The 23,094-nt window shown below is 58.1% G+C and carries 19 protein-coding genes; 8 read left to right on the top strand and 11 right to left on the bottom strand.

The features are described 5' to 3' along the window. Nucleotides 1–8: 8 nt before the first annotated feature. Nucleotides 9–1,178, bottom strand: coding sequence for an acetylornithine deacetylase (gene argE / locus ACR0NA_RS06305; protein ID WP_480727123.1), 1,170 nt, complete (start codon nucleotides 1,176–1,178; stop codon nucleotides 9–11). A 4-nt stretch (nucleotides 1,179–1,182) separates the two neighbouring features. After that, nucleotides 1,183–3,003, bottom strand: coding sequence for an ABC transporter ATP-binding protein (locus ACR0NA_RS06310; protein ID WP_480448907.1), 1,821 nt, complete (start codon nucleotides 3,001–3,003; stop codon nucleotides 1,183–1,185). Between the two features lie 284 nt (nucleotides 3,004–3,287). Between ACR0NA_RS06310 and ACR0NA_RS06315 the strand changes: the two genes are divergently transcribed. The 3 genes from ACR0NA_RS06315 to ACR0NA_RS06325 all read left to right on the top strand — a co-directional run bounded on the left by ACR0NA_RS06315 (nucleotide 3,288) and on the right by ACR0NA_RS06325 (nucleotide 7,073). Further along, nucleotides 3,288–4,994 carry a peptide ABC transporter substrate-binding protein gene (locus ACR0NA_RS06315; protein ID WP_170650708.1) on the top strand — a complete coding sequence of 569 codons (1,707 nt, stop codon included), beginning with the start codon at nucleotides 3,288–3,290 and terminating at the stop codon, nucleotides 4,992–4,994. Between the two features lie 98 nt (nucleotides 4,995–5,092). Further along, the gene (locus tag ACR0NA_RS06320; RefSeq protein WP_170650709.1) at nucleotides 5,093–6,100 is read left to right on the top strand and encodes an ABC transporter permease; all 1,008 of its coding nucleotides are present in this window, start codon (nucleotides 5,093–5,095) and stop codon (nucleotides 6,098–6,100) included. Then, nucleotides 6,093–7,073 (top strand): ABC transporter permease, encoded by a 981-nt coding sequence (locus ACR0NA_RS06325; protein ID WP_480727127.1) that lies wholly within the window; start codon nucleotides 6,093–6,095, stop codon nucleotides 7,071–7,073. Before ACR0NA_RS06320 ends, ACR0NA_RS06325 begins: the two co-directional genes overlap by 8 nt. A gap of 80 nt (nucleotides 7,074–7,153) precedes the next feature. Here ACR0NA_RS06325 and ACR0NA_RS06330 read toward each other — a convergent pair whose 3' ends face one another. The 5 genes from ACR0NA_RS06330 to ACR0NA_RS06350 all read right to left on the bottom strand — a co-directional run bounded on the left by ACR0NA_RS06330 (nucleotide 7,154) and on the right by ACR0NA_RS06350 (nucleotide 12,628). After that, complete coding sequence (locus tag ACR0NA_RS06330; RefSeq protein ID WP_480727131.1) at nucleotides 7,154–8,443, bottom strand: DUF3422 family protein; 1,290 nt, start codon at nucleotides 8,441–8,443, stop codon at nucleotides 7,154–7,156. Nucleotides 8,444–8,550: 107 nt separating this feature from the next. Next, a complete protein-coding gene (locus ACR0NA_RS06335; RefSeq protein WP_480727133.1) occupies nucleotides 8,551–8,907 on the bottom strand; it encodes a VOC family protein in 357 nt (118 codons plus the stop codon). 100 nt (nucleotides 8,908–9,007) lie between these two features. After that, a complete protein-coding gene (locus tag ACR0NA_RS06340) occupies nucleotides 9,008–10,462 on the bottom strand; it encodes an NAD(P)(+) transhydrogenase (Re/Si-specific) subunit beta (protein ID WP_170650715.1) in 1,455 nt (484 codons plus the stop codon). A gap of 13 nt (nucleotides 10,463–10,475) precedes the next feature. Continuing rightward, nucleotides 10,476–12,047, bottom strand: a complete 1,572-nt coding sequence (locus tag ACR0NA_RS06345; protein WP_480727134.1) for a Re/Si-specific NAD(P)(+) transhydrogenase subunit alpha — start codon at nucleotides 12,045–12,047, stop codon at nucleotides 10,476–10,478. A 131-nt stretch (nucleotides 12,048–12,178) separates the two neighbouring features. After that, complete coding sequence (locus tag ACR0NA_RS06350; RefSeq protein ID WP_480727136.1) at nucleotides 12,179–12,628, bottom strand: methyltransferase family protein; 450 nt, start codon at nucleotides 12,626–12,628, stop codon at nucleotides 12,179–12,181. A gap of 260 nt (nucleotides 12,629–12,888) precedes the next feature. Here ACR0NA_RS06350 and ACR0NA_RS06355 point away from each other — a divergent pair, with 260 nt between their 5' ends. Continuing rightward, complete coding sequence (locus ACR0NA_RS06355; RefSeq protein WP_480727138.1) at nucleotides 12,889–13,641, top strand: SDR family NAD(P)-dependent oxidoreductase; 753 nt, start codon at nucleotides 12,889–12,891, stop codon at nucleotides 13,639–13,641. A gap of 110 nt (nucleotides 13,642–13,751) precedes the next feature. Next, a complete protein-coding gene (kynU, locus tag ACR0NA_RS06360) occupies nucleotides 13,752–14,945 on the top strand; it encodes a kynureninase (RefSeq protein WP_480727140.1) in 1,194 nt (397 codons plus the stop codon). Here kynU and ACR0NA_RS06365 read toward each other — a convergent pair. After that, nucleotides 14,938–15,516, bottom strand: coding sequence for a TetR/AcrR family transcriptional regulator (locus ACR0NA_RS06365; RefSeq protein WP_480727142.1), 579 nt, complete (start codon nucleotides 15,514–15,516; stop codon nucleotides 14,938–14,940). The two genes, kynU and ACR0NA_RS06365, sit on opposite strands and share 8 nt — an antisense overlap. A 98-nt stretch (nucleotides 15,517–15,614) precedes the next feature. Here ACR0NA_RS06365 and ACR0NA_RS06370 point away from each other — a divergent pair, with 98 nt between their 5' ends. The 3 genes from ACR0NA_RS06370 to ACR0NA_RS06380 all read left to right on the top strand — a co-directional run bounded on the left by ACR0NA_RS06370 (nucleotide 15,615) and on the right by ACR0NA_RS06380 (nucleotide 19,293). Beyond that, entirely contained in the window at nucleotides 15,615–16,079 is a 465-nt protein-coding gene (locus ACR0NA_RS06370; RefSeq protein WP_480448901.1) for a (2Fe-2S)-binding protein, read from the top strand. 3 nt (nucleotides 16,080–16,082) lie between these two features. Next, nucleotides 16,083–18,323 (top strand): xanthine dehydrogenase family protein molybdopterin-binding subunit, encoded by a 2,241-nt coding sequence (locus tag ACR0NA_RS06375; protein ID WP_480727145.1) that lies wholly within the window; start codon nucleotides 16,083–16,085, stop codon nucleotides 18,321–18,323. Nucleotides 18,324–18,546: 223 nt separating this feature from the next. Further along, on the top strand, nucleotides 18,547–19,293 hold the full coding sequence (locus tag ACR0NA_RS06380; RefSeq protein ID WP_480727146.1) for a prephenate dehydrogenase/arogenate dehydrogenase family protein: 747 nt from the start codon (nucleotides 18,547–18,549) through the stop codon (nucleotides 19,291–19,293). A 14-nt stretch (nucleotides 19,294–19,307) separates the two neighbouring features. On the opposite strand, the gene ACR0NA_RS06385 is transcribed toward ACR0NA_RS06380, so the two are convergent. The 3 genes from ACR0NA_RS06385 to ACR0NA_RS06395 all read right to left on the bottom strand — a co-directional run bounded on the left by ACR0NA_RS06385 (nucleotide 19,308) and on the right by ACR0NA_RS06395 (nucleotide 22,983). After that, nucleotides 19,308–20,087 (bottom strand): gamma-glutamyl-gamma-aminobutyrate hydrolase family protein, encoded by a 780-nt coding sequence (locus ACR0NA_RS06385; RefSeq protein ID WP_170650724.1) that lies wholly within the window; start codon nucleotides 20,085–20,087, stop codon nucleotides 19,308–19,310. A 261-nt stretch (nucleotides 20,088–20,348) separates the two neighbouring features. Then, entirely contained in the window at nucleotides 20,349–20,774 is a 426-nt protein-coding gene (locus ACR0NA_RS06390) for a GlcG/HbpS family heme-binding protein (RefSeq protein WP_480727149.1), read from the bottom strand. A 73-nt stretch (nucleotides 20,775–20,847) separates the two neighbouring features. Beyond that, nucleotides 20,848–22,983, bottom strand: coding sequence for a malate synthase G (locus ACR0NA_RS06395; RefSeq protein ID WP_480727150.1), 2,136 nt, complete (start codon nucleotides 22,981–22,983; stop codon nucleotides 20,848–20,850). Nucleotides 22,984–23,094 lie beyond the last annotated feature (111 nt).

The raw sequence follows: 23,094 nt of genomic DNA on the forward strand, positions 1-23,094 counted from the left end.
CTTACGCGTCATTGCTCAACCAGCCTTTCCAGAAGGCCTTCCATGAATTTATGACCGGCGTTGAACTGCGCAACGGTAATGAACTCGTTTGGCTGATGCGCCTGCGCGATATCCCCGGGACCGCAAATCACGGCGGAATATCCCGCCTCCTGAAACTGTCCGGCCTCGGTACCGTAGCTCACGACATGTGAGGCATTGTCCCCGGTCAGGGACCGCACCAACGCTTCGGCCTCGCCATCCTTTTCGGGCACCAGACCGGGGATCGAGAAATTTTCAGACAACTCGATGCGGGCATCAGGATGGGTCGCCTGCATCCTGGCCTCAATGCGGTTCACCTGCTCAAAATACTCATTGCGCCACTGGTCGGCCTCTTCCCCCGGAACGACCCTGAAATCCATCATGAAATGGCAGTCTTTGGCAGTAATGTTATGCGCCGTGCCACCCTGAATCATACCCACATGACAGGTTGTCCAGGGCGGATCGAACATCGCTGCAATTTCCGATGGTGTTGCCGCCATATTTTCGGCATTGCGCCGATTGGCCCATTCGATCAGGGGCGAGGCGGACATGATCGCGTTGACGCCGGTATGCATGATCGAACTGTGAACCTCGAACCCGACAACATGGGTGTCATAGCCAAAGCCCCCCTTATGCCCTGTCACCGCCTGCATCATCGACGGCTCGCCGACAATCACCGCCGATCCTTTGGGTAGCACGTCCTGCATCGCATCGATCATCGGCGGGGCACCCGTACATCCGATCTCTTCATCAAAGCTCAGCGCCAGTTGAAGTGGACGCTTGACGCCTTTGTACTGCGCCTCGACCAGCGCCCAGATGGCCAGCGCATCAAACCCTTTCATGTCGCAGGTGCCGCGCCCAAAATACTTGCCATCGCGTTCAGTCACAGTGAAAGGGTCGGTATCCCAGGGCTGCCCGTCCACGGGCACAACATCCGTGTGCCCGGACAGGACAACTGCGCCCTCTTCCATAGGGCCGACATGAGCGAACAGCGCCGCCTTGTGCGGCTGCTGCGGGTCCGGCCAGCGATGCGGCGTGATCCCGTGGCTTTCAAGATATCCTTCGACCCAGTCAACCAGCGGCAGGTTGGTGTCGCGGCTCACCGTTGGAAAGGAGATCAGCTTGGTCATGATCTCCAAAGGCGTCAGACGCACAGGCATTGGTTCAATATCCGCTATCGGTCGTCAGGATGAAGTGGCCCGGTTCGACTTCACGGTATTCCGACGGTTCCGGCTTGTATCCAATTGGATGAATGGGGGACGGGATGGGCTTGAAGTTCAAGTCTTTTTCCGACTTTCGCTTGTTCGGATCAGCGATCGGAACCGCCTTCATCAGTGCTTGGGTATAGGCGTGCTGAGGGTTCTCGAAAACGCGCGCACGGGGCCCAAGCTCAACGATTCTGCCCAGATACATGACGCCAACATGGTGGCTGACCCGCTCGACCACAGCCATGTCGTGCGAGATGAACAGATAGCTGAGACCAAGTTCGGATTGCAGCTCCATCATCAGATTCAGAACCTGCGCCTGCACCGACACGTCCAGCGCCGAAACGGCTTCGTCTGCGATGATCAGTTTCGGGTTCAGCGCAAGAGCCCGTGCAATGGCAATACGCTGTCGCTGTCCACCCGACATTTCGTGCGGGAAGCGGCGCATGAAACTGCGTGGCAGATGCACACGGTCAAACAGGTTGGCCACCCGATCCTGCAATTCCGATCCCGACGCCACGCCGTAATTGCGCATCGGCTCAGCAACCTGATCCACCAGCTGCATCTGAGGATTGAGCGAGGCAAAGGGATCCTGAAAGATCATCTGCATGTCTAGACGCGCCTTGCGCAATCCCTTTTGATCCAGCTTCATGATATCGACGCCGTCCAGATCGACCTCACCCGCCAGCGGCTCGACAAGGCGCAGAATCGAACGGCCCGCCGTCGACTTGCCACAACCGGATTCGCCCACAAGGCTCAGCGTCTGGCCCTTGTTCAGGGTGAACGATACATCTTCGGTCGCGTGAACATTTGATATGGTACGGCGCAGCAAACCGCCTTTGACCGGAAAGCGCGTCGTCAGGTTTCTGACTGTCAGCAATGGGTCCTCGGTTCCGGGAATCGGCGCGATGTTCTGCCCTTCCACTCCCAGAAGCTTCATCGGCTCAGGCGCCGATTTTCCACGCATCTCGCCCAGTTTCGGCACCGCAGCCAGCAAAGCCTTGGTATAATCGTGCTTCGGGTTTTCGAAGATTTCGGAAACGGTACCCTCTTCGACTTTGTTGCCCCGGAACATGACGACCACACGGTCCGCCATCTGGGCCACCACCGCCATGTCGTGGGTGATGAACATGACCGCAGTGCCGGTTTCCCGCTTGAGCCGGTCCATCAATGCCAGAATCTCTGCCTGAATCGTCACATCCAAGGCCGTCGTCGGCTCATCCGCGATCAGCAGGCGCGGCTCACACGCCATGGCCATCGCGATCACGACACGCTGACGCATGCCGCCGGACAATTCGTGCGGGTACTGTTTCAACCGCCGCTCCGGCTCGGGGATACGAACCTGCCGCAACAGTTCCAACGCGCGCTCCTCGGCAGCTGCCTTGGACAAATCCTTGTGGATACGCAGCCCTTCGGTCAACTGACGGCCGACCGTAAAGACCGGGTTCAGCGCCGTCATCGGCTCCTGAAAGATCATTCCGATCTCGTTGCCGCGAATCTGTTTCATCAGATCCTGATCGGCCCCGGAAAGGTCCAGTTCCTCGCCATCACGCCGGTCAAACAGCAGTTGACCACCGGCAATTTCACCGCCGCCAAACTCGACAAGGCGCATCAAAGACAGCGACGACACCGATTTTCCGGACCCGGATTCGCCAACGATACAGACGGTTTCGCCGGGATTTACCTCAAAGGATACATCCTCGACCCCAACCACGGGTCCGTCCTTGGTCTGGAATTCGACCCGCAGTTTCCTGATCTGTGCAATAGGCTGGTCCAGCACGCGCGCGCTCCCCTTGGCGGCTTGTTGTTCTTGAGGGCCAAACGCTAAGGCGGCAAGGCGGTGAAAGTCAAACGCATTGCTGATTTTCCCCACGGCAAGACTTGCAATTTTCGGAAACTCTGTTTCGATACGCCTCGTAACCGTTCCTGGGGAGAGGGTGTATTTCGCGAAACGTAAGATGCGATTTGGTGAAATATCAGAATCTTACCCCAAAACGGCAACGCCTAATCCGCAGGCAGAGCGGAGAAACGAGAGACACACACGTGTCCAACAAGGAGTGTAGAATGAAAGTCAAAGCTCTTTTGCTAGGCGCCATCGCCAGCACGGCCATGGCCCCGATGGCCTTTGCCGAGCGTGGCTCGGATGGCAATGTCAGCATCATTTATTGGCAAGCGCCATCGATCCTGAACCCGTTCCTCTCGGGCGGCACCAAGGACGTTGAATCGGCCTCGCTGGTGATCGAACCTCTTGCGCGCTACGACCAAGACGGCAACATGGTGCCCTATCTGGCCGCCGAAATCCCGACCGTCGAAAACGGTGGCGTCAGCGAAGATCTGACTTCCATCACATGGAAGATCGCGCCTGGAATCACCTGGTCGGACGGCTCGCCCTTCACATCCGCGGACGTGAAGTTCACAGCTGACTACTGCATGCACCCCGAAGGTGGCTGTGCGCAGGTCACCAAGTTCGAAGGCGTCACCTCGGTCGAGGCGGTTGATGATCTGACTGTCAAAGTCACGTTCGATGCGCCGACCCCGTTCCCGTACGGTCCGTTCGTCGGTGGCGAAAGCCCGATCATTCAGGCAGCACAGTTCGCCGACTGCATGGGTGCGAAAGCCCCGGAATGCACCGAGCAGAACTTTAATCCGATCGGCACCGGCCCGTTTGTTGTCACCGAGTTCAAGCCGAACGACGTAATCACCATGAAGGCCAACGACAACTATCGCGATCCGGCGAAACCCGCCTTTGCGACGCTGACCTTCAAAGGTGGCGGCGATGCAACCGCGGCTGGACGTGCCGTCATGGAAACGGGCGAGTTCGACTATGCCTGGAACCTGCAGCTGGCACCCGAGGTGATCCAGCAGATGCAGGAAGGTGGCAAAGGTACTCCGGTCGCAGGCTTTGGCCCGCTGGTCGAGCGTATCATGCTGAACCAAACCAACCCGTCGCCCGACCTGCCGGAAGGCGAGCGTTCGACGGCCAAGCATCCGCACCCGTTCCTGCAAGACCCGGCGGTTTACAAAGCCATGTCGCTGGCAATCGACCGTCCGCTGCTGGTGGAAATCGGCTATGGTCAGGCTGGTCAGGTCACCTGTAACTGGGTTCCGGCCCCTGCTGCAGTGAATTCGGACACGTTCACCTGCGACAAGCAGGACATCGAAGGTGCGAAGAAACTGCTGGATGACGCAGGTATCGTCGACACCAACGGCGACGGCGTGCGCGAAAAAGACGGTGTTCCGCTGAAGATCGTCTATCAGACCTCGACCAACGCCGTCCGTCAGGACTTCCAGGCGCTGATCAAGGAATGGTGGAGCCAGATCGGCATTGAAACCGAACTGCGCAACATCAACGCATCAGTCTTCTTCGGCGGTGACCCGGGCTCGCCCGACACCTTCCAGAAGTTCTATGCGGACGTTGAAATGTACGCCAACACCTTCAACGGCACCGACCCGCAGTCCTATCTGGGCAACGGCCTGTGCGACAAGGCACCCAAGCCGGAATCGCAGTGGCAGGGTGAGAACATCAGCCGTTTCTGCAACGAAGAGTTCGACAAGCTGCATGGTCAGCTGGCCGAAACCGCCGGTGCAGAGGAACGCGCGAAAATCGCCCGTCGCCTGAACGACATCATGGTCGAAAACGGCGGCATGATCCCGCTGGTGCACCGTGGCCGTCTGTCGGCACACTCCAACACGCTGGGTGGCGTGGTCCTGAACGTGTGGGACAGCGAGCTGTGGAACGCAGCCGACTGGCATCGCAAAACCGGTTCCTGATCGGTTATACTTGCAAAACCGCGCTCCGATCTTTATCGGGGCGCGGCCTCTGGCATAATGCCCCAAGAAAAAGACTCATAAACTAAGGCGCCCTCTGAATGCTGAACTTTACCATCCGACGATTGGTTCTAGCCGTCCCGACGCTTTTGTTCATCAGTCTCGTGATCTTCCTGCTGCTCGAACTTGCACCCGGCGACCCCATGGCACAGGTGCCGCTAACTGTCCCACCCGAGGTCAAGGAAAAGATGCGCGAGGCCTTGGGTCTCGGCCAGCCGATGCACATCCGATTCTGGAAGTGGATCGTGCAATTCTTCTGGATCGAACCGCAGGTTCTGATCGATTCGATGTTCGGAACAACGTTTTCCGAAGGCGATTTGCGCGTAATCTCGTGGCAGACCCGCTCGCCTGTCATGGACATCGTGGTTCAGCGTATTCCACAGACGCTTTGGGTTGTTGGCACCGCTTACGTCGTTGCCATCATAATCGCCCTGCCCATCGGCATCTATTCGGCCTATCGCCAGTATTCTTGGTTCGACCAGATGGGGACATTTGTTTCAATGGTCGGCTTTTCCGTCCCGCCGTTCTTTTCGGGGGTGCTGGTGATCGTCATCTTCTCGGTTCAACTGGGCTGGTTCCCATCGATTTATGATACGACCCATGTGGTCAACGACTGGGATAGTTTCGTTGTGCAGCTACAGCAGATGATCATGCCGGTCATGGTGCTGGCCCTTCAGATCACCGCGCAGTTGAGCCGGTTCATGCGGGCCTCGATGCTGGACAATCTCAATCAGGATTATGTTCGCACCGCCCGCGCCAAAGGCCTTAGCGAATATACCGTGGTTATGGTGCACGTCCTGCGCAACTCGATGATCCCCGTTGTCACCGTGATTGCCCTTGGTATTCCGGCCATCTTCGGCGGTGCTATCATCACCGAGCAGGTGTTCAAGGTAAACGGAATCGGCCAATTGCTGATCGGCGCCATCCAGGCAAATGACCTGCCGATGGTACAAACACTGACTTTCATTTTCGCCGTGCTGATCGTTTTGTTCAATCTGATCGCCGACGTTCTCTATGGCATTCTGGACCCGAGGATTCGCTATGACTGATCATGATCGTACCGATACGCTGGTCCCGGACGAAGGTATCGCGCCGGCCTCGACCGCGCTGCCAACTGCGGACGTGATGGAAGAACTGGCAACCCCACCGCGCAGCCAATGGCGCGATGTGTGGGATCAGTTCAAAACCCACAAGGGCGCGATGCTGGGCGCCGTGCTGTTTATCTTCATCGTGGCAGCCGTCTATATCGGTCCGTACCTTTGGACGATTGATCCAACTCAGATCGATATCCGCTCGCGCAATCAGGGCCCAAGTTGGGCGCATCCCTTTGGTACCGATCAGCTGGGCCGCGATATCATGGCCCGCATGATGTCTGGCGGACAAACCTCGGTATCTGTGGGCATCACCGCGATGTTGCTGGCCCTGTTTCTGGGATCGTTCATCGGAGTTGTTGCCGGGTTCTTCAAACGGCTGGACGGACCGCTGATGCGCCTGACCGACCTGTTCCTGGCGCTGCCACTGCTGCCGCTGTTGCTGGTCATGATGCTGCTGTTTCGTGAACCTCTGTCGGCTGCATTTGGACTGGAGCGCGGGATTTTCATCCTGATCGTTGCCGCTATTGGTGTTACCTCTTGGATGCCTACTGCACGCATTGTGCGTGGCGACGTGCTGGCCATCAAAGAGCGTGAGTTTGTTCTGGCCGCCCGCTCCATCGGGACAAGCAATTCCCAGATCATCACTCGGCATATCCTGCCCAACGTTCTGTCGCCGATCATGGTGTCGGCAACATTGGGAATCGCAACCGCAATCATCACGGAAAGCGCTCTGTCCTTCCTTGGCCTTGGATTCCCGCCTGACTTCCCAACTTGGGGGCGGTTGCTGTTCGACGGTGTCGACTATCTTCAGCAGTACCCGGAACGCGTGTTCTGGCCTGGGCTGGCTATTTCGCTGACAGTGCTGAGCGTCAACTATCTGGGCGATGGCCTAAGGGATGCGCTCGACCCGCGCATCCGGGGACGCTGACGCCGTCGGAAAAATCAAAAGAGGCCGCCTGTCCGGGCGGCCTTTTCATTTGCTCCCTTCCCTTTCGAAGCAACTGGCGGTTAACCGTGTGATTTCTCCAGCCGGTTTCTGATCCGCCGCACCGACCACCAGACCAGCCCGATAACCGGAACCGTTATTAATGCAGTCAAAGTTCCCTTGCTTATGCCCGCGGCCGTCAGCGGGTACAGAAGATAACCCGCCAGCGACACCGCGTAATAACTGATTGCGACTACTGAAAGCCCCTCGACCGTGTGCTGCAATCTCAGCGCCATATCAGCCCGACGGTCCATGCTTTCCAGCAAGGCCTGGTTCTGAGCGCTGCGAACAACGTCCACGCGCGTCCGCAAAAGGTTCCCTGCCCGAATTGCCCGGTCGGACAAGACTTGCAGGCGCCCTTCGGTGGACTTCACGGTCCGCATCGCGGGCTCATAGCGGCGCATCATGAAATCGGCAAATGTCTGGCGCCCCTGATACCGCCCTTCTCGCAGGGCTTCGATCCGCTGGTTCACGATCGCTTCATAGGCTCCGGTCGCACCAAAGCGGAACGAGCATCGGGCCGACAGCGTTTCCAGTTCCATCGAAACCGTCAGCAGCTGTGGTAGCAGGTCATCAGGTTGAGTTTCGTCATCGGTCATTTCAACCATCAGATCAGTCAGCCGCTTGTCCAGCTCACCAATGCGCGGCATGAGGTTTTTGACGCGGGCAAACCCCAGCATGGATATGGCTTTGTAGGTCTCGATCTCACACAGCCGCTGAATGATACGGCCTGTCCTGCGTCGCCCGGTGCCTTTGGTTACAAAGACGGCAAATCGCATGTGCCCGGCGGGGTCTATCCTGAAATCACTGGCGGCGATTGCGGCATCATCCAGCACATGCGCCACGGCCAGACTTTCGGATTCAAACCAGTCGGCCAGCGCGTCGTCGATCCCGTCATCCATCGGACGATCCACGACCCGTAACATCGCGGATGAGATTCTCTGGCCCGGGCTCACATCCAGCCAGTCCGGGGGAAACACCTCGAAATCCGCGGGGTTGAAGGCCCGTTCGCTGACGTTCGGTGAGATGGCGGTATAGGTGACGAACTCTGTATGCTGCTCCCATTTCAGCCAATGGCGGCCTATCTGACCTGCATAATGCGTGGCACCGGGTTGTGGATGTTGCGCGCCGTGCCGATCCAGCAGGTTGGTCAAATGTACCAGATCTTCACCACGGTCACGTGCCGCAGCTTCGTTCGGTTTCTTGATCGCCAGAAAAACGACAGTGCATGGTGCAAACGTCGCCGGAAAGGGCCGTGCGTGCAACTCATTGGCCAGCGCAAAGCGCAGGGGATGATCCTGAATGGGGGTCATTGGGGCCTCCGTGACTTGCGGCCACTATACGTAAGGTCACCGACACATCAATTCTTTTTTAATTTCATACACTTAACTGAATACCTCGGCATACAAAGGCCGTTCTTCTATTGTTGTGGCTCCCATAGCTCAATCGGATTGCCCTCGGGATCATGCAACCGGGCAAACCGACCGATCTCGCTGTTCCATTCCTCGCGGGTTTCGACGGAAATTCCGTCAGCCTGCAACTGTGCAATCATCGCATCCAGATCATCCACCCGAAAATTGATCATCCACTGTTGCGCCGGGTTCCCGAAATACTCTGTATCATGTGCGAAGGGGGCAAAGACCGTATACCCTTCTGTCTGACGCCATGGGGTCGGGTTGATCCGATCCACGCCCAAATGCGTTTCGTACCAAAGCGCCAGTGCCTCAGGACCTCTGGCCCGAAAGAATACTCCACCTATGCCATTTACCTTTTCCATAAGAAGCCTCCTGCGCATGCAAGGTTAGTCTGGCTTTGACGAGCCGCAAAAAGAAAAGGCGCCCGCTGGGGCGCCTTCCTAAGTCTCATGAAGCGTTTGATCAGTCGATCATGGGCAGCAGCTTGTCTAGCGACTGCTTGGCATCGCCATAGAACATGCGTGTGTTCTCTTTGAAGAACAGCGGGTTTTCGATGCCCGAATACCCGGTGCCCTGCCCGCGCTTGCTGACAAAGACCTGCTTGGATTTCCAGACTTCCAGAACCGGCATCCCGGCAATGGGCGAGTTTGGATCGTCCTGCGCAGCCGGGTTCACGATGTCGTTCGAACCGATGATGATAGCCACATCCGTCTCGGGGAAATCGTCGTTGATCTCGTCCATTTCCAGAACGATGTCATAAGGCACCTTCGCCTCGGCCAGCAGCACGTTCATGTGGCCCGGCAGACGACCGGCAACAGGGTGGATGGCAAAGCGCACTTCTTTGCCCTTGGCGCGGAGTTTACGAACCAGTTCGCTGACCGATTGCTGTGCCTGCGCCACCGCCATGCCATATCCGGGCACGATGATCACGCTGTCAGCGTCGTTCAGCGCCGCAGCCACGCCATCGGCATCGATCGCGACCTGCTCGCCCTCGACCGCCATCTGCTCACCCTGCGGGCCGCCAAAGCCGCCCAGGATCACGCTGACAAAGTGACGGTTCATCGCCTTACACATGATGTAGCTGAGGATCGCACCGGACGAGCCGACCAGCGCACCAACAACGATTAGCAGGTCATTACCAAGCGAGAAGCCGATCGCCGCCGCGGCCCAGCCCGAATACGAGTTGAGCATCGACACAACCACCGGCATATCGGCCCCGCCGATACCCATGATCAGATGATAGCCGATGAACAGCGCCGCCAGAGTCATCAGGACCAGGGGCAGCAGACTGCCGGATGCGGTGTACCAGAACAGGCAGATCAGCGACAAACCCGCCGCAGCCGCGTTCAGCGCGTGACCGCCGGGCAGCTTGGTCGCCGCCGAGGTCACCTTGCCTGCAAGCTTGCCATAGGCAATGACCGAACCGGTAAAGGTGATCGCACCGATGAAGATGCCCAGGAACAGTTCGACATGCAGGATCGACAGCTCCGCGGACGTTTTCTTGGCAATTAGCTTGGCAAACGCTCCGAGGTTGGACAGGTCGGCATCCTTGGCGGAGTCAACGATCGCCATGACTTCGGCAACATTCCTGATCTCGAAATGCGCGTTGAAGCCCACGAACACAGCCGCCAGACCAACCAGCGAGTGCATCGCGGCCACCAGCTGCGGCATCTCGGTCATCTGGACGCGCTGCGCCACGTATTGACCGATGAAACCGCCGCCCGCGATTAGCAGCAGCGACAGGAGCCACAAGCCGGAACCGGGGCCGACCAGCGTGGCAAAAACCGCCAGCGCCATACCGACGATGCCATACCAGACCGCACGCTTGGCACTTTCCTGGTTCGACAGGCCGCCGAGCGAAAGGATGAAAAGGACAGCCGCAACGACATAGGCGGCAGTGGTGAAGCCAAATTCCATGTGCCCGGCCTCCTTAAGATTTCTGGAACATGGCAAGCATGCGCCGGGTTACGAGGAAGCCGCCGAAGATGTTGATCCCGGCCATGAAGACGGACAGCGCCGCCAGCAGGATAACCAGGAACGATCCCGATCCGATCTGCATGAGCGCCCCAACGATGATGATCGACGAAATCGCGTTGGTGATCGCCATCAAAGGCGTGTGCAGCGAATGCGAAACATTCCAGATCACCTGGAAGCCCACAAAGATGGCCAGCACAAAAACGATGAAGTGCTGCATGAAACTGGCCGGGGCAATCAGGCCCACCAGCAGCATAAGCGCACCGCCGACACCCAGCAAGGTGAACTGCTGTTTGGTTTGCGCCTTGAATTCGGCAATCTCCTGCGCCCGTTTTTCTTCGGGGGTCAGTTCCTTGACCTCGGGCTTTTTCTGCGCCGCAATCGCCTGCACCTTTGGCGGTGGCGGCGGGAAGGTGATCTCACCCTCATACGTCACGGTCGAGCCGCGGATCACGTCGTCTTCCATGTCATGATTAATCTGACCGTTCTTTTCGGGTGTCAGATCTGTCATCATGTGACGGATGTTGGTGGCATAGAGCGAAGAGCTCTGCGCCGCCATCCGGCTGGGGAAGTCAGTATAGCCGATGATCGTCACGCCATTGTCGGTAACGATTTTCTCATCCGCTACGGTCAGTTTGCAGTTGCCGCCCTTTTCCGCAGCAAGGTCAACAATGACCGAACCGGGTTTCATCGCTTCGACCATATCCTTGGTCCAAAGCTCGGGCGCCTCACGGTTGGGGATCAGCGCCGTGGTGATGACGATATCCATTTCGGGCGCCAGTTCGCGGAACTTAGCCAGCTGCGCCTCGCGGAATTCATCGGACTGGACCGAGGCATAGCCACCGGTCGCCGCACCGTCCTGCTGATCCTCTTCGAAGTCCAGATAGACGAACTCTGCCCCCATGGATTCGACTTGCTCGGCCACTTCCGGGCGCACGTCGAACGCATAGGTGATAGCACCCAGCGAGGTCGAAGTTCCGATGGCCGCCAGACCGGCCACACCGGCACCCACGATCAGCACTTTTGCAGGGGGAACCTTACCGGCCGCCGTCACCTGACCGGTGAAGAACCGACCAAAGTTGTTACCTGCCTCGATCACCGCGCGGTAGCCAGCGATATTGGCCATCGAGGACAGCGCATCCATCTTCTGGGCGCGGGAAATACGCGGCACCATTTCCATGGCGATCACATTGGCGCCCTTGGATTTCGCCAGCTCCATCCCTTCTTCGTTGCCTGCTGGATTGAAGAATGAGATCAGCGTCTTGCCCTTGGTCAGACGCTTCAGCTCGGTCGCATTGGGTTGGCGCACCTTGGCGATGATATCAGACGCCTTCCACAGCGAAGCCGCGGTTTTCACGATCTCGACACCTGCGGCCTTGTATGCCTCGTCCGAAAAGCCCGCAGCCGCGCCGGCTCCGGTTTCGATGGCGCACTCATAGCCCAGTTTCTGCAACTGCGCTGCCGAGTCCGGAGTCATCGCGACCCGGTTCTCACCATCCAGTATTTCCTTTGGTGTGCCTATTTTCACCGGCAATTCCCCCTAATTATCACTCGAGTCGAGCGGGTGGTCGGTATTGTTTGACAAGCAAACATGTATCCTGCGCAACATTATTTCGCAAGCGCAGCAATTTAATACTTTGGGTCATGTTTTGCGTTCCATCATACCCAGCGACGTGTTTTGCGTTCATATCGCGCGAAATCGGCCCGAAATCTGCGTCGCAGACGGTCTTCTTCAGGCAAAATGAAGCGACGCTCCAATACCCAGACAAACACTGGAATCAGGATCAGTGACAGAATTGCATCAAAGCGCAGGATCAGCCCCGCTAGGATCAGAACGTCACCAAGGTAGATCGGATTGCGACTGCGTTTGTAGATTCCGGTCTGCACCATGGCTGTCGGCGTCTCATGCGGAATGACGGTTGTACGGTGGCGGCGAAATTCAACGATGGCCAGCACGGCCAACAACACGCCACCTCCGATCATCAGCCCACTCAGCAAATCCGTCAGGCCACTGTCGAGTGAAAGGCCAAAGGATAAATATCGGCCCTGCAGCCAAGCAAGTACCGCAAAGCCCACAAGCCAAACTGGCGGAACGTCGATCCGGCGCATTCGTCCCCTCTTTCCGACAACATGATGTGCGTCATGTCGTTTCCGAGCGATGTCCTACCGCTTTCCGGCAAATTTGGCAAAACCTCAGGTTGTCGCAGCAAAGAAAAGACCAATCGCGCCAGCTGAGTGGCCGCTGCGGGACAACCTTCTGATTTAATCACCAATTCGGAACGTAAGTCCGTGAATTGACGGAACGGACCCTCTTGCCAGACGATGGGTTGAGGATAGAGTTCACCGAAATTCAAAAGGGAGGTGGCCTCATGTCGTTGAACGGAAAGCATGCGCTGGTTACAGGCGGGGGAACCGGTATCGGGCTGGCCTTAGCGCAGGCACTGGCCGATGATGGTGCGCAGGTTACCGTTACCGGTCGCAGGCAAGAAGTTCTGGATGAGGTGGCTGGAGATCGAATAACCGGTCTGGCCATGGATGTCCGGGACGAGCAAAGCGTCGTGCAGGGCGTTGCCTCTGCCGTCGAGGCCAGAGGGCCAGTTCAGATTTGCGTGGCAAATGCCGGGATCGCTGTCGGGAAGACCCTGCAAAAGACCGACATGGATTTTTGGCGCGATATCATGGCGACCAATCTGGACGGCGCCTTTCTGACCATTCGCGAAAGCCTGCGCTCGATGCTGACAACCGAATGGGGACGCGTAATCTCGGTGGCGTCCATTGCCGGGCTGCACGGTGTTCCGGGGGCGGGTGCCTATTCCGCCTCGAAACACGGGGTGATCGGCCTGACCCGCAGCTATTCCGAGGAATTCATGGGATCGCCCTATACATTCAATGCGCTGTGCCCTGGATATGTGGACACGCCAATCGTGGATCGCAATAAGGCCTCGATCTCGCAACGGGCGGGCATCAGTGAGGACGAAGCGCTTAAGGTCATGGTCGAAGCCAATCGCCACAAACGCCTGATAGCGGCAGATGAGGTTGCCGCCGCTGCGCTTTGGCTTGTGCGGCCCGGTTCGCAAAGCGTCAATGGCCAGTGCATCCAGATTTCCGGCGGTCAGATCTGAATGGCCACGTGACCGGCACAAGCTGATCCCTCAGGATTATGGACTTTTGCGCTCGGGTCGGTTACGTCGGACCAGATAGTTCAAACTTAAAATACCTAAGCGAGGCCCCCATGACCGATTTTGCTGCGACAAAGGCCATGTTCGATTTGCCTGAAGGCATCCTTTATCTTGATGGCAACTCGCTGGGGCCCGTTCCCAGGGCCGCCAAGGCCCGCGTTCAGGACATGATGGCCAAAGAATGGGGTGACCTTCTGATCACCGGCTGGAACAAGGCCGGATGGATGGGCATGCCGACCGGGCTGGGCGATCGGATCGGCCGGTTGATCGGCGCTGAACCCGGCATGGTCGTTGTTGGCGATACGCTTTCAATCAAGGTGTATCAGGCGGTTGCTTCGGCACTGGAACTGAACCCGGGGCGCAAGGTCGTCCTGTCGGACAACGGGAATTTCCCGACCGATCTGTACATGGTCGACGGTCTGCTGCGGTCACTCGGGCCGGATTACGAGTTGCGCGTCGTAGACCCGGATAAGGTAGCCGAACATGTGACCGAGGACGTTGCTGTGCTGATGCTGACCGAGGTGGATTATCGCACCGGTCGCATGCACGACATGAAGGCGCTGACAGAACTGGCGCATGCGAATGGCGTTCTGACGGTCTGGGATCTGGCGCATTCCGCCGGAGCCGTGCCGGTGGATCTGTCCGGATGCAATGCCGACTTTGCAGTGGGTTGCACCTATAAATATCTGAATGGCGGACCCGGTGCGCCCGCATTCATCTATGTCACACCCCGTCTTGCGCCCGAGGTCCGCCCTGCCCTTTCCGGCTGGCTGGGACACGAATCGCCTTTTGCCTTCGATCTGGATTATCGCCCAGGATCAGGGATCGAACGGATGCGCGTGGGCACGCCACCGGTCATTCAGATGACGGCATTGGCTGCAGCCATGGACATCTGGGATCTGGCGGACATGAAAGACGTGCGCGCAAAATCCATCGAACTGACCGAACTTTTTATCCGTGAAGTTGAAACCAACTGCCCCCAGCTGGAGCTTGCCAGCCCGCGCGACCCGCAACAGCGTGGTAGTCAGGTGTCGTTCCGCTTTGGCGAAGGATACGCCGCCATGCAGGCGCTGATCGCCCGCGGTGTTATCGGAGATTTCAGGGCCCCTGACATCATGCGCTTTGGGTTCACGCCACTCTACATCGACGAAAACGATGTAAAGCAGGCGGCGAACATTCTCTCGGGTGTGATGTGCAACGATTTGTGGGATAAGCCGGAATACAAGATCCGGCAAAAAGTCACCTGATTTCCAGCCCCGCCCCGAACAATGCCGCCAGTTGTGAAACCCTGACGTCAAAGGTCGCTGGATCTGTCAGGGTCATCTTGACCCCTTTCAAAGCAGACGTAATCGTTCTTGCGATTTCACTGGCTTCTCCGGTCAGCTTGACGCGACCTTTTTCAGCCTCTCGGCTGAGCCAGTCGGCATAGATCGCGGAGAGTTTGGCCTCGCCCTCTTCGACGATATCGGGTGCGCTGGATGACCCGGCATCCAGTAATTCCGCGCCATGCGGCGAGGACAGAAGCACCGCCATGCCCTCGCTTTGCGCCGCCATCGCGCGCGCAAGAATCTCGGGAATAGATGTGTCGCCATTCAGGGCGTCCCTCACCTGCCGGATTTTCTCCTGGTAATGCGCCTCGGTCAGGCTGCGTACGATGGCCACCTTGTTCTTATAGTGCAGATACACAGCCGGTCGGGACATCCCCGCTCCGTGCGCTATGTCCTCCATTGAGGTCTTGCGGAACCCATAGGTCGCAAAGGCCTGCATTGCAGAGGTCAAAATGGCTTGCTGCCTTGGATCGAGGTTCATGTCTTTCATTTCCCGACCATTGACAGTTTTTGTAATATTTGTCAATTGACACACTGACACTTTTAGCTAATTATGTCAGAAACCAGCCCAGCCAGGAGAAACGCGCCATGGCAACCTCACTCAAAATCAACGGCAAAGCACATCAGGTGGATTTGCCTGACGACGTGCCCCTCTTGTGGGTGCTTCGGGACGAGATCGGTTTGACAGGTACCAAATTTGGTTGCGGGGTCGCATCCTGTGGCGCCTGCACTGTCCACATCGACGGCGAGGCCGTTCGCTCCTGTCAGGTGACCTTGTCGGACGTTTGGGGCGATGTAACCACCATCGAAGGTATCGGCGCCCCTGAGGCCATGGCCACCATACAGCAAGCCTGGGTCGAACATCAGGTCGCTCAGTGCGGTTACTGCCAGTCCGGCCAGATCATGCAGGCGGCATCTTTGCTGGCAGAAAATCCGACACCAACAGACGCGGAAATCGACGAGGCGATGCAGGGCAACCTCTGCCGCTGCGGAACCTATCCTCGCATTCGCGCCGCGATCCACACGGCCTCGGCCAAACTGAAGGAGGCGTAAGCAATGGCACGTATTGGTAAAATCGTCCGCCGCACCTTTCTGATCGGCTCTGCCGCAATCATCGGCGGGGTCGCGTTTGGTGTCTACTATGTAAATCGCCCTGCACCAAACCCGCTCAAGCCGCGTGAAGGCGAAGCGGCGCTCAACCCCTTTGTCCTCATCGACCAGAACGGCGTGACCCTGTTCGCCCCACGCGCTGAAATGGGGCAAGGCGTCAAAACGACATGGGCCGCACTGCTGGCCGAAGAACTGGACGTGGAACTGGATCAGGTCACGGTACTGCATGGCCCCGCCGCCGCTGCCTATTACAACACCGCAATGATCGGTGAAGGCTTGCCCAATAAGGGCTATGACATCTCGGACTTCCAACACAATCTCGGTGAGGCGCTGGGTGTCATCGGCAAAGTGCTCAGCCTGCAGGTTACTGGCGGCTCGACCTCTATGAAGGACGGCTTTGAACGGATGCGTGAGGCCGGGGCCTCGGCCCGCGAGACACTCAAACAGGCTGCGGCGGACAGGCTTGGCGTGGACCGAGCGCAACTGAAAACCGAGGCTGGCCATGTCATCGCGCCGAATGGCGACAAAATCGCATACACCGATCTGGCGGCAGATGCAGCCAAACTCGACCCTGTTGAGGTTGATCTGCGTGATCCGTCCGAATGGCGGTATCTGGGCCAGAACCAGCCACGTCTGGATATGGTGGAAAAGGCAACCGGCACGGCGGAATTCGCCATCGACGTGCGTCTGCCAGACATGAAATTCGCCAGTGTCCGCGTAAATCCCAAGTTGGGCGGCGGCATGAAAGGCTTTGACGACAGCGCGGCAAAATCGATGCCGGGTGTCGAAAAAGTCGTCGATCTTGGCGACGGCGTTGCCGTCATCGCCAACAACACCTGGCTGGCCATTCAGGCTGTAGAGGCCATCGATGTCGAATGGGAAGAGGCACCATACCCGCCCGAAACCGAGGCGATATTCTCAAAAATCGCCGAGGCATTCGACACCGATCCGAACTCAACAATGCGCGACGACGGCGATGCCAGCATTACACCTGATGGCGCAACCGAGATCGAGGCAGAATACACGGTTCCCTATTTGGCCCACGCCACAATGGAGCCGATGACCGCGACCGCGCTGTTTTCGGGTAAAAAGCTGGAATTCTGGGGCGGCAATCAGGCGCCTACCTTCATGCAAATGAAGATCGCGGCCGAGGCAAACCTTGATACCGAAGCAGTTGACGTCCACACCACCTATCTGGGTGGCGGTTTTGGGCGCCGTGGTGAATTCGATTTTGGCGTCATCGCCACCAAGGTCGCCATGGCTATGCCCAATATTCCGGTGCAAACCACGTGGAGTCGTGAAGAGGACATGCGCCACGATTTCTACCGGCCCGGCGCGATGGCTCGTATGAAAGGTGCAATCAAAGACGGCAAGGCCGTTCTGATCGACGGCAAGGTCGCCTCGCAATCCTGTACCCATCAGGCGGTTACGCGGATGACAGGCATGGCCGGGGGTGGCCCCGACAAAGTATTGGTCGAGGGCATTTTCAATCAGCCCTACGCGGTCCCCAACTACCGCATCAGCGGCCATATCGCAGACCTGAACATACCTGTTGGGTTCTGGCGGTCTGTCGGCAACAGTCACAACGGTTTCTTCCACGAAACGTTCATGGACGAACTGGCCCATGCCGCTGGTCGTGATCCGCTGGAGTTCCGTCTGGAACTGATGAAAGACGAGCACGCACCATCAGCAGGCTGTCTGGAGGCCGTGCGCGAGATGTCCGGCTGGACGGGCAAAACTCTCGATGGCGTAGGCCGTGGCGTTGCGTTCACCTACAGTTTCGGCACTCCGGTCGCGCAGGTGATCGAAGTCGTTGACGAAGATGGAACCATTCGTATCAACAAGGCGTGGATCGCTTGCGACATGGGGCTGGCGCTGGATCCTGAAACCGTCAAGGCACAGATGTTCGGCGGTATGATGTACGGCCTGTCTGCCGCCTGTTATGGTGAGATCACCTTTGCCGATGGAGAAGTGGAACAGTACAACTTCCCCGAATATGACGCGATCCGCATGCACACTGCACCGGAGGTTGAGGTCCGCGTTCTGGAAACCAACCGCCACATGGGCGGCGCCGGAGAGCCGGGCACACCGCCTTCGATGCCCGCTCTGGGAAATGCGCTGTTCGACCTGACGGGAAAGCGCGCCCGCACCCTGCCGTTGAACCAAAGCTTCGATCTTTTGGTGTAACTGCCACACATGGGCCCGCAAACGTTGCGGGCCCTTTCATTGCTTGACCTGAAGGATCGCGGCAGCTAGGGCTCATCCCATGAGCAAACGACTGACCATCGCCTGCAATTTCTATTACACCCCGCCCAAATAACGGCGGGTGCTCAATCATGTTCAACCGCCGCGTCAGGCGGATTGAACCAACTAAATCACCTGCATCGCGGCCTACCCCCGGAGTACCCCGATGCAAAACCGTCCCGAAATCAAATCTGTTGGCCTGATGGGCTTTGGTGCCTTCGGACGCCTAATCGCCCAGCATATTGCGCCCTTTGCGCCTGTATTCGTTCATGACCCAACACTGAACGCGATACCTGACGGGCTGTCCGCCGGAGACCCGGCCCAGATCGCTGCCTGTGACCTTGTCATCCTCGCCGTACCCGTCGGCATGCTTGAGAACGCCATCTCCTCAATCGCGGCACATTTGAGACCCGGAACCATTGTCGTGGATGTCGGTTCGGTCAAGATAAACCCGGTCCGCACCATGCTGCGGCTGTTACCGGACCATGTTGAGATCGTGGGAACACACCCATTGTTCGGCCCCCAAAGTGCAGCCGACGGTGTGTCCGGCCACAAGATCGCAATCTGCCGTGTACGAGGAGACGCCTGTCTGTCCTTGGCAGCATTTCTGAAAACCAGATTGGGATTGCGCCCGTTTCTGGTTACGCCCGAAACGCATGATCAGGAAGCAGCCGTGGTGCAGGGGCTTACCCATTTCATCTCAAAGGCGCTCACCCGGCTTGGGCCGCTTCCCCGCAGCCTGACAACCACCAGTTTCGACCTGTTGGTGGAAGCCGCCAACATGGTCCGAAACGATCCGCCTGGCGTGTTTGACGCGATCGAACACGAAAACCCCTTCACCCCCGCAGCCCGCGACCGCTTTATGCATCACGCCAATGCGCTGGCTCTGGAGCTATCTCGGGGCGCAAATTAAACGGGATTGGTCATTCAGGCCGATTTGCGGAACAGCCGCGAACGACCACATTCCGACCACTCACGCACGGCATCCCCGAACGCCTCGAAAAGCGGGCGGGAAACAGGATCGTTTGCCGCGTCCCATTCCGGGTGCCATTGAACAGAAAGGGTAAAGCCGGGCGCATCTTTCACAAATATGGCCTCGGGCGTTCCGTCAGGCGCGTGACCGTCTATGACGATCCTTTGCCCCACCGTCTTGATCCCTTGCCCGTGCAGCGTGTTGGTCATGACCTCGCTCGCCCCGAACACCCGGTGAAACACTCCGCCCTCGTTCAGTTTGACAACGTGCCGCAAGGCGAATTTTTCCTCCAGCGTTCCATCGGGTGGCATTCGGTGATTCATCCGCCCCGGCAGGTCGCGGATTTCAGGATACAAGGTTCCCCCCATCGCGACGTTGACCTCCTGAAAGCCCCGGCAGATGCCAAAAAAGGGCTGCCCGCGTTCGACACAGGCCCGCACCAGCGGCAGCACGATCGCATCGCGGGCCCGATCGAACTCGCCATGTGCATCAGTTTCTGCTTCGCCATACTCTTCGGGATGAACATTAGGGCGGCCGCCGGTCAACAAAAACCCGTCGCACACCTCCAGAAGCTCCTCAACTGAGACAAATCGAGGATCCGAAGGGATAAGCAAGGGAAGGCAGCCCGCAACGTTCGCAACCGCGTCCGAATTCATTGTTCCACCGGCATGCGTCGGGTACTGATCGTTCAGTATATACGAGTTACCGATTATTCCGACGATAGGCCGCGACATGTTCATTCCCTTGTTTCTTCATTGAACTGAGAACAAACGTAACCACGCACGCCCCGCCCTGCAACCACACACGCTCTGCGTAACAGCGCAGGGACTTGTTCGAAATCGCACATATCGTTCCTATCGGGGCGCACTTCTTGGAACTTCATCCCTAGTTTTGGCGACAAACCGGGAAAAACTCCCTCGACGACCAGAAATCCTTCCCCGCCGACGGTCGTTCAAGACAGTTTCGCGACGGCAAGGCAATCAAAACTTCGAAATTCAGACCTCACCGTTCAATCCGGCAGCATCAATTCCGGCCATGGCAGCCACGGCGTCATTGTCGGATGTGTCACCTGTCACTCCAACGGCCCCCATCACTGCGCCTTTCCGGTCACGCAACAAAACACCGCCCGGCACAGGTACAACCTGCCCACCATAGACACCGTTAACCGCTGCCATGAAATAGGCCTGCCCTTCGGCCCGCTGCATCTGCGCGGTCCCGGCCATGCCCAGCATGACCGAGCCATAGGCCTTGCCATGCGCAATCGCAAACCGCCCCGGTGCGGCACCATCTTCGCGCTCGAACGCGATCACATGGCCGCCCGCATCCAGCACAACAACTGAAAGCGGCTTCAGCTCCATCTCGCGCCCTTTTTCCAGCGCCTTCCGAATGATCGTCCGCGCCTTGCGCAATGATACCGACATGTTCTCTTCCTCTTGCCAAATATATCCTCGGGGGAGCGCGAGGGGGCAGATAGCCCCCTCGATCCAAATCCCGTTACCTGCGGCTTGCTTTCAACTCCAACCGACGCGCGTGCAGCACCGGCTCGGTATAACCCGACGGCTGTACCCGCCCTTTGAACACCAGATCACAAGCAGCCTGAAAGGCAATACAATCAAAACCCGGCCCCATCGGTTGATATGCCGGATCGCCCGCGTTCTGCTGATCGACAATCGCTGCCATCTTTTGCAACGCAGCCATCACCTGCGCTTCGTCAACCACACCATGATGCAGCCAATTCGCAAGCGCCTGAGATGAAATCCGGCATGTCGCACGGTCTTCCATCAAGCCGACGTCATTGATGTCCGGAACTTTCGAACATCCGACGCCCTGATCGACCCAGCGCACAACGTATCCAAGAATGCCTTGGGCGTTGTTTTCTGTTTCGCGGCCAATTTCCTCGTCGCTCAGATTGCGCCCACCAAGCACAGGAATGGTCAGCAGATCGTCAAGCGTCCCGCGTGCTCCGCCGGCAGAGATTTCGCGCTGCCGCGCCAACACATCGACCTTGTGATAGTGGGTCGCGTGCAGCGTTGCCGCAGTCGGCGACGGAACCCAAGCGCAATTCGCGCCGGACATCGGGTGGCCGATCTTGGCCTCCAGCATATCCCCCATCCTGTCGGGCATGGCCCACATGCCCTTGCCGATTTGCGCCCTGCCCTGCAGGCCACAGGCCAGCCCGATATCAACGTTTCGGTCCTCATACGAGGCGATCCAAGGTGTGTTCTTGATGTCCCCCTTGGGCAGCATCGGCCCAGCTTCCATCGAAGTATGGATTTCATCGCCGGTACGGTCCAGAAATCCGGTATTGATGAAGGCTACACGGGATTTCGCGGCGCGGATGCATTCCTTGAGGTTCACAGACGTCCGGCGTTCCTCGTCCATGATGCCCAGCTTCACCGTATTTCGCGGCAAGCCAAGGATGTCTTCGACCATGTCGAAAATCTGAACCGCGAACGTTACCTCTTCCGGCCCGTGCATCTTGGGCTTGACCACATAAACCGAGCCCTGAACCGAGTTGCCCCCGTCCCGTTTCAGGTCATGCATTGCAATCAGCGTGGTGCAGAGCGCGTCCATCAGCCCTTCGCCGATCTCATTGCCTGCACCATCCAGAACGGCCGGGTTGGTCATCAGGTGCCCGACATTCCGGACCAGCATCAGCGAGCGGCCTTTCAGCGTGGCCTGCCCGCCATCCGCCGTGGTGTATTCGACATCCCCCGCCAGCTTGCGGGTAAATGTCTTTCCACCTTTCGAGACCTCTTCCGTCAGGTCGCCCCTCATCAGGCCCAGCCAGTTGCCATAGGCCACGACCTTGTCGGTGGCATCCACGCAGGCGACCGAGTCTTCGCAGTCCATGATCGTGGACAGCGCAGATTCCAATCGCACATCGGCGATACCAGCCGGATCCGACGCGCCGATGTTGCTGGTCGAATCAATCATGATCTGTACATGCAGGCCGTTGTTCTTAAGCAGCACAAAATCGGGCTTGTCCGCAGCGCCCCCAAAGCCCGCGAAAGCGGCCGGATCGGCCAGCGCCGGCACCAGGCCGCCCTTTTCGACACTCAGGCCAGAGACATCGGCCCAAGACCCTTCGGCCAGCGGCACAGCGTCGTCCAGAAACGCCTTTGCCCATGCGATCACCCGCGCACCACGTTCAACGTCATATCCGCTGCTGTCCGGCAGATCGCCCATGGCATCTGTGCCGTAAAGCGCGTCATACAGGCTGCCCCAGCGGGCATTGGCGGCGTTCAGAGCGAACCTGGCGTTGGTGATCGGTACAACCAGTTGCGGACCGGGAATCAGAGCGATCTCGGGATCGACGCTGGTGGTTTCGATTTGAAAGTCATCGCCTTGATCGACCAGATACCCGATCTCATGCAGGAAGGCCTGATAAGCGGCGGCGTCGTGATCCTGTCCCTTGTTAGCCAGATGCCAGCCATCGATGCGCCCCTGAATGTCAGCCCGTTTGGCCAGCAACGCCCTGTTCTTTGGCCCAAGCTCATCTACCATGCGGGACAGGCCGGACCAGAACGCCTCGGACGAAACGCCTGTTCCCGGCAGCGCCCGGTTTTCGATAAAATCTGCCAGTTCGACAGCGATCTGCAGACCGTTCCGGGTTTCCCTGCTGCTCATGTTCGACATCTCCCGCATTGTACGCCACTGTATGCAGCACCCAATTAGGGCGGATGTTTCCGATAGGCAACAGGCCTCGCGCTGTTTCAGGACGGATCCGTTAGGTCACTT

Source organism: Ruegeria sp. C11, assembly GCF_056537725.1.

Excerpts from the sequence above, each read along its gene's own strand:
- ACR0NA_RS06320 (WP_170650709.1), top strand. The coding sequence starts at position 5,093 with ATGCTGAACTTTACCATCCGACGATTGGTTCTAGCCGTCCCGACGCTT.
- ACR0NA_RS06385 (WP_170650724.1), bottom strand. The coding sequence starts at position 20,087 with ATGTCGCGGCCTATCGTCGGAATAATCGGTAACTCGTATATACTGAAC.
- ACR0NA_RS06370 (WP_480448901.1), top strand. The coding sequence starts at position 15,615 with ATGGCAACCTCACTCAAAATCAACGGCAAAGCACATCAGGTGGATTTG.
- ACR0NA_RS06325 (WP_480727127.1), top strand. The coding sequence starts at position 6,093 with ATGACTGATCATGATCGTACCGATACGCTGGTCCCGGACGAAGGTATC.
- ACR0NA_RS06340 (WP_170650715.1), bottom strand. The coding sequence starts at position 10,462 with ATGGAATTTGGCTTCACCACTGCCGCCTATGTCGTTGCGGCTGTCCTT.
- ACR0NA_RS06380 (WP_480727146.1), top strand. The coding sequence starts at position 18,547 with ATGCAAAACCGTCCCGAAATCAAATCTGTTGGCCTGATGGGCTTTGGT.
- ACR0NA_RS06330 (WP_480727131.1), bottom strand. The coding sequence starts at position 8,443 with ATGACCCCCATTCAGGATCATCCCCTGCGCTTTGCGCTGGCCAATGAG.
- ACR0NA_RS06390 (WP_480727149.1), bottom strand. The coding sequence starts at position 20,774 with ATGTCGGTATCATTGCGCAAGGCGCGGACGATCATTCGGAAGGCGCTG.
- argE (WP_480727123.1), bottom strand. The coding sequence starts at position 1,178 with ATGCCTGTGCGTCTGACGCCTTTGGAGATCATGACCAAGCTGATCTCC.
- ACR0NA_RS06315 (WP_170650708.1), top strand. The coding sequence starts at position 3,288 with ATGAAAGTCAAAGCTCTTTTGCTAGGCGCCATCGCCAGCACGGCCATG.
- ACR0NA_RS06365 (WP_480727142.1), bottom strand. The coding sequence starts at position 15,516 with ATGAAAGACATGAACCTCGATCCAAGGCAGCAAGCCATTTTGACCTCT.
- ACR0NA_RS06375 (WP_480727145.1), top strand. The coding sequence starts at position 16,083 with ATGGCACGTATTGGTAAAATCGTCCGCCGCACCTTTCTGATCGGCTCT.
- ACR0NA_RS06335 (WP_480727133.1), bottom strand. The coding sequence starts at position 8,907 with ATGGAAAAGGTAAATGGCATAGGTGGAGTATTCTTTCGGGCCAGAGGT.
- ACR0NA_RS06350 (WP_480727136.1), bottom strand. The coding sequence starts at position 12,628 with ATGCGCCGGATCGACGTTCCGCCAGTTTGGCTTGTGGGCTTTGCGGTA.
- ACR0NA_RS06395 (WP_480727150.1), bottom strand. The coding sequence starts at position 22,983 with ATGAGCAGCAGGGAAACCCGGAACGGTCTGCAGATCGCTGTCGAACTG.
- kynU (WP_480727140.1), top strand. The coding sequence starts at position 13,752 with ATGACCGATTTTGCTGCGACAAAGGCCATGTTCGATTTGCCTGAAGGC.
- ACR0NA_RS06355 (WP_480727138.1), top strand. The coding sequence starts at position 12,889 with ATGTCGTTGAACGGAAAGCATGCGCTGGTTACAGGCGGGGGAACCGGT.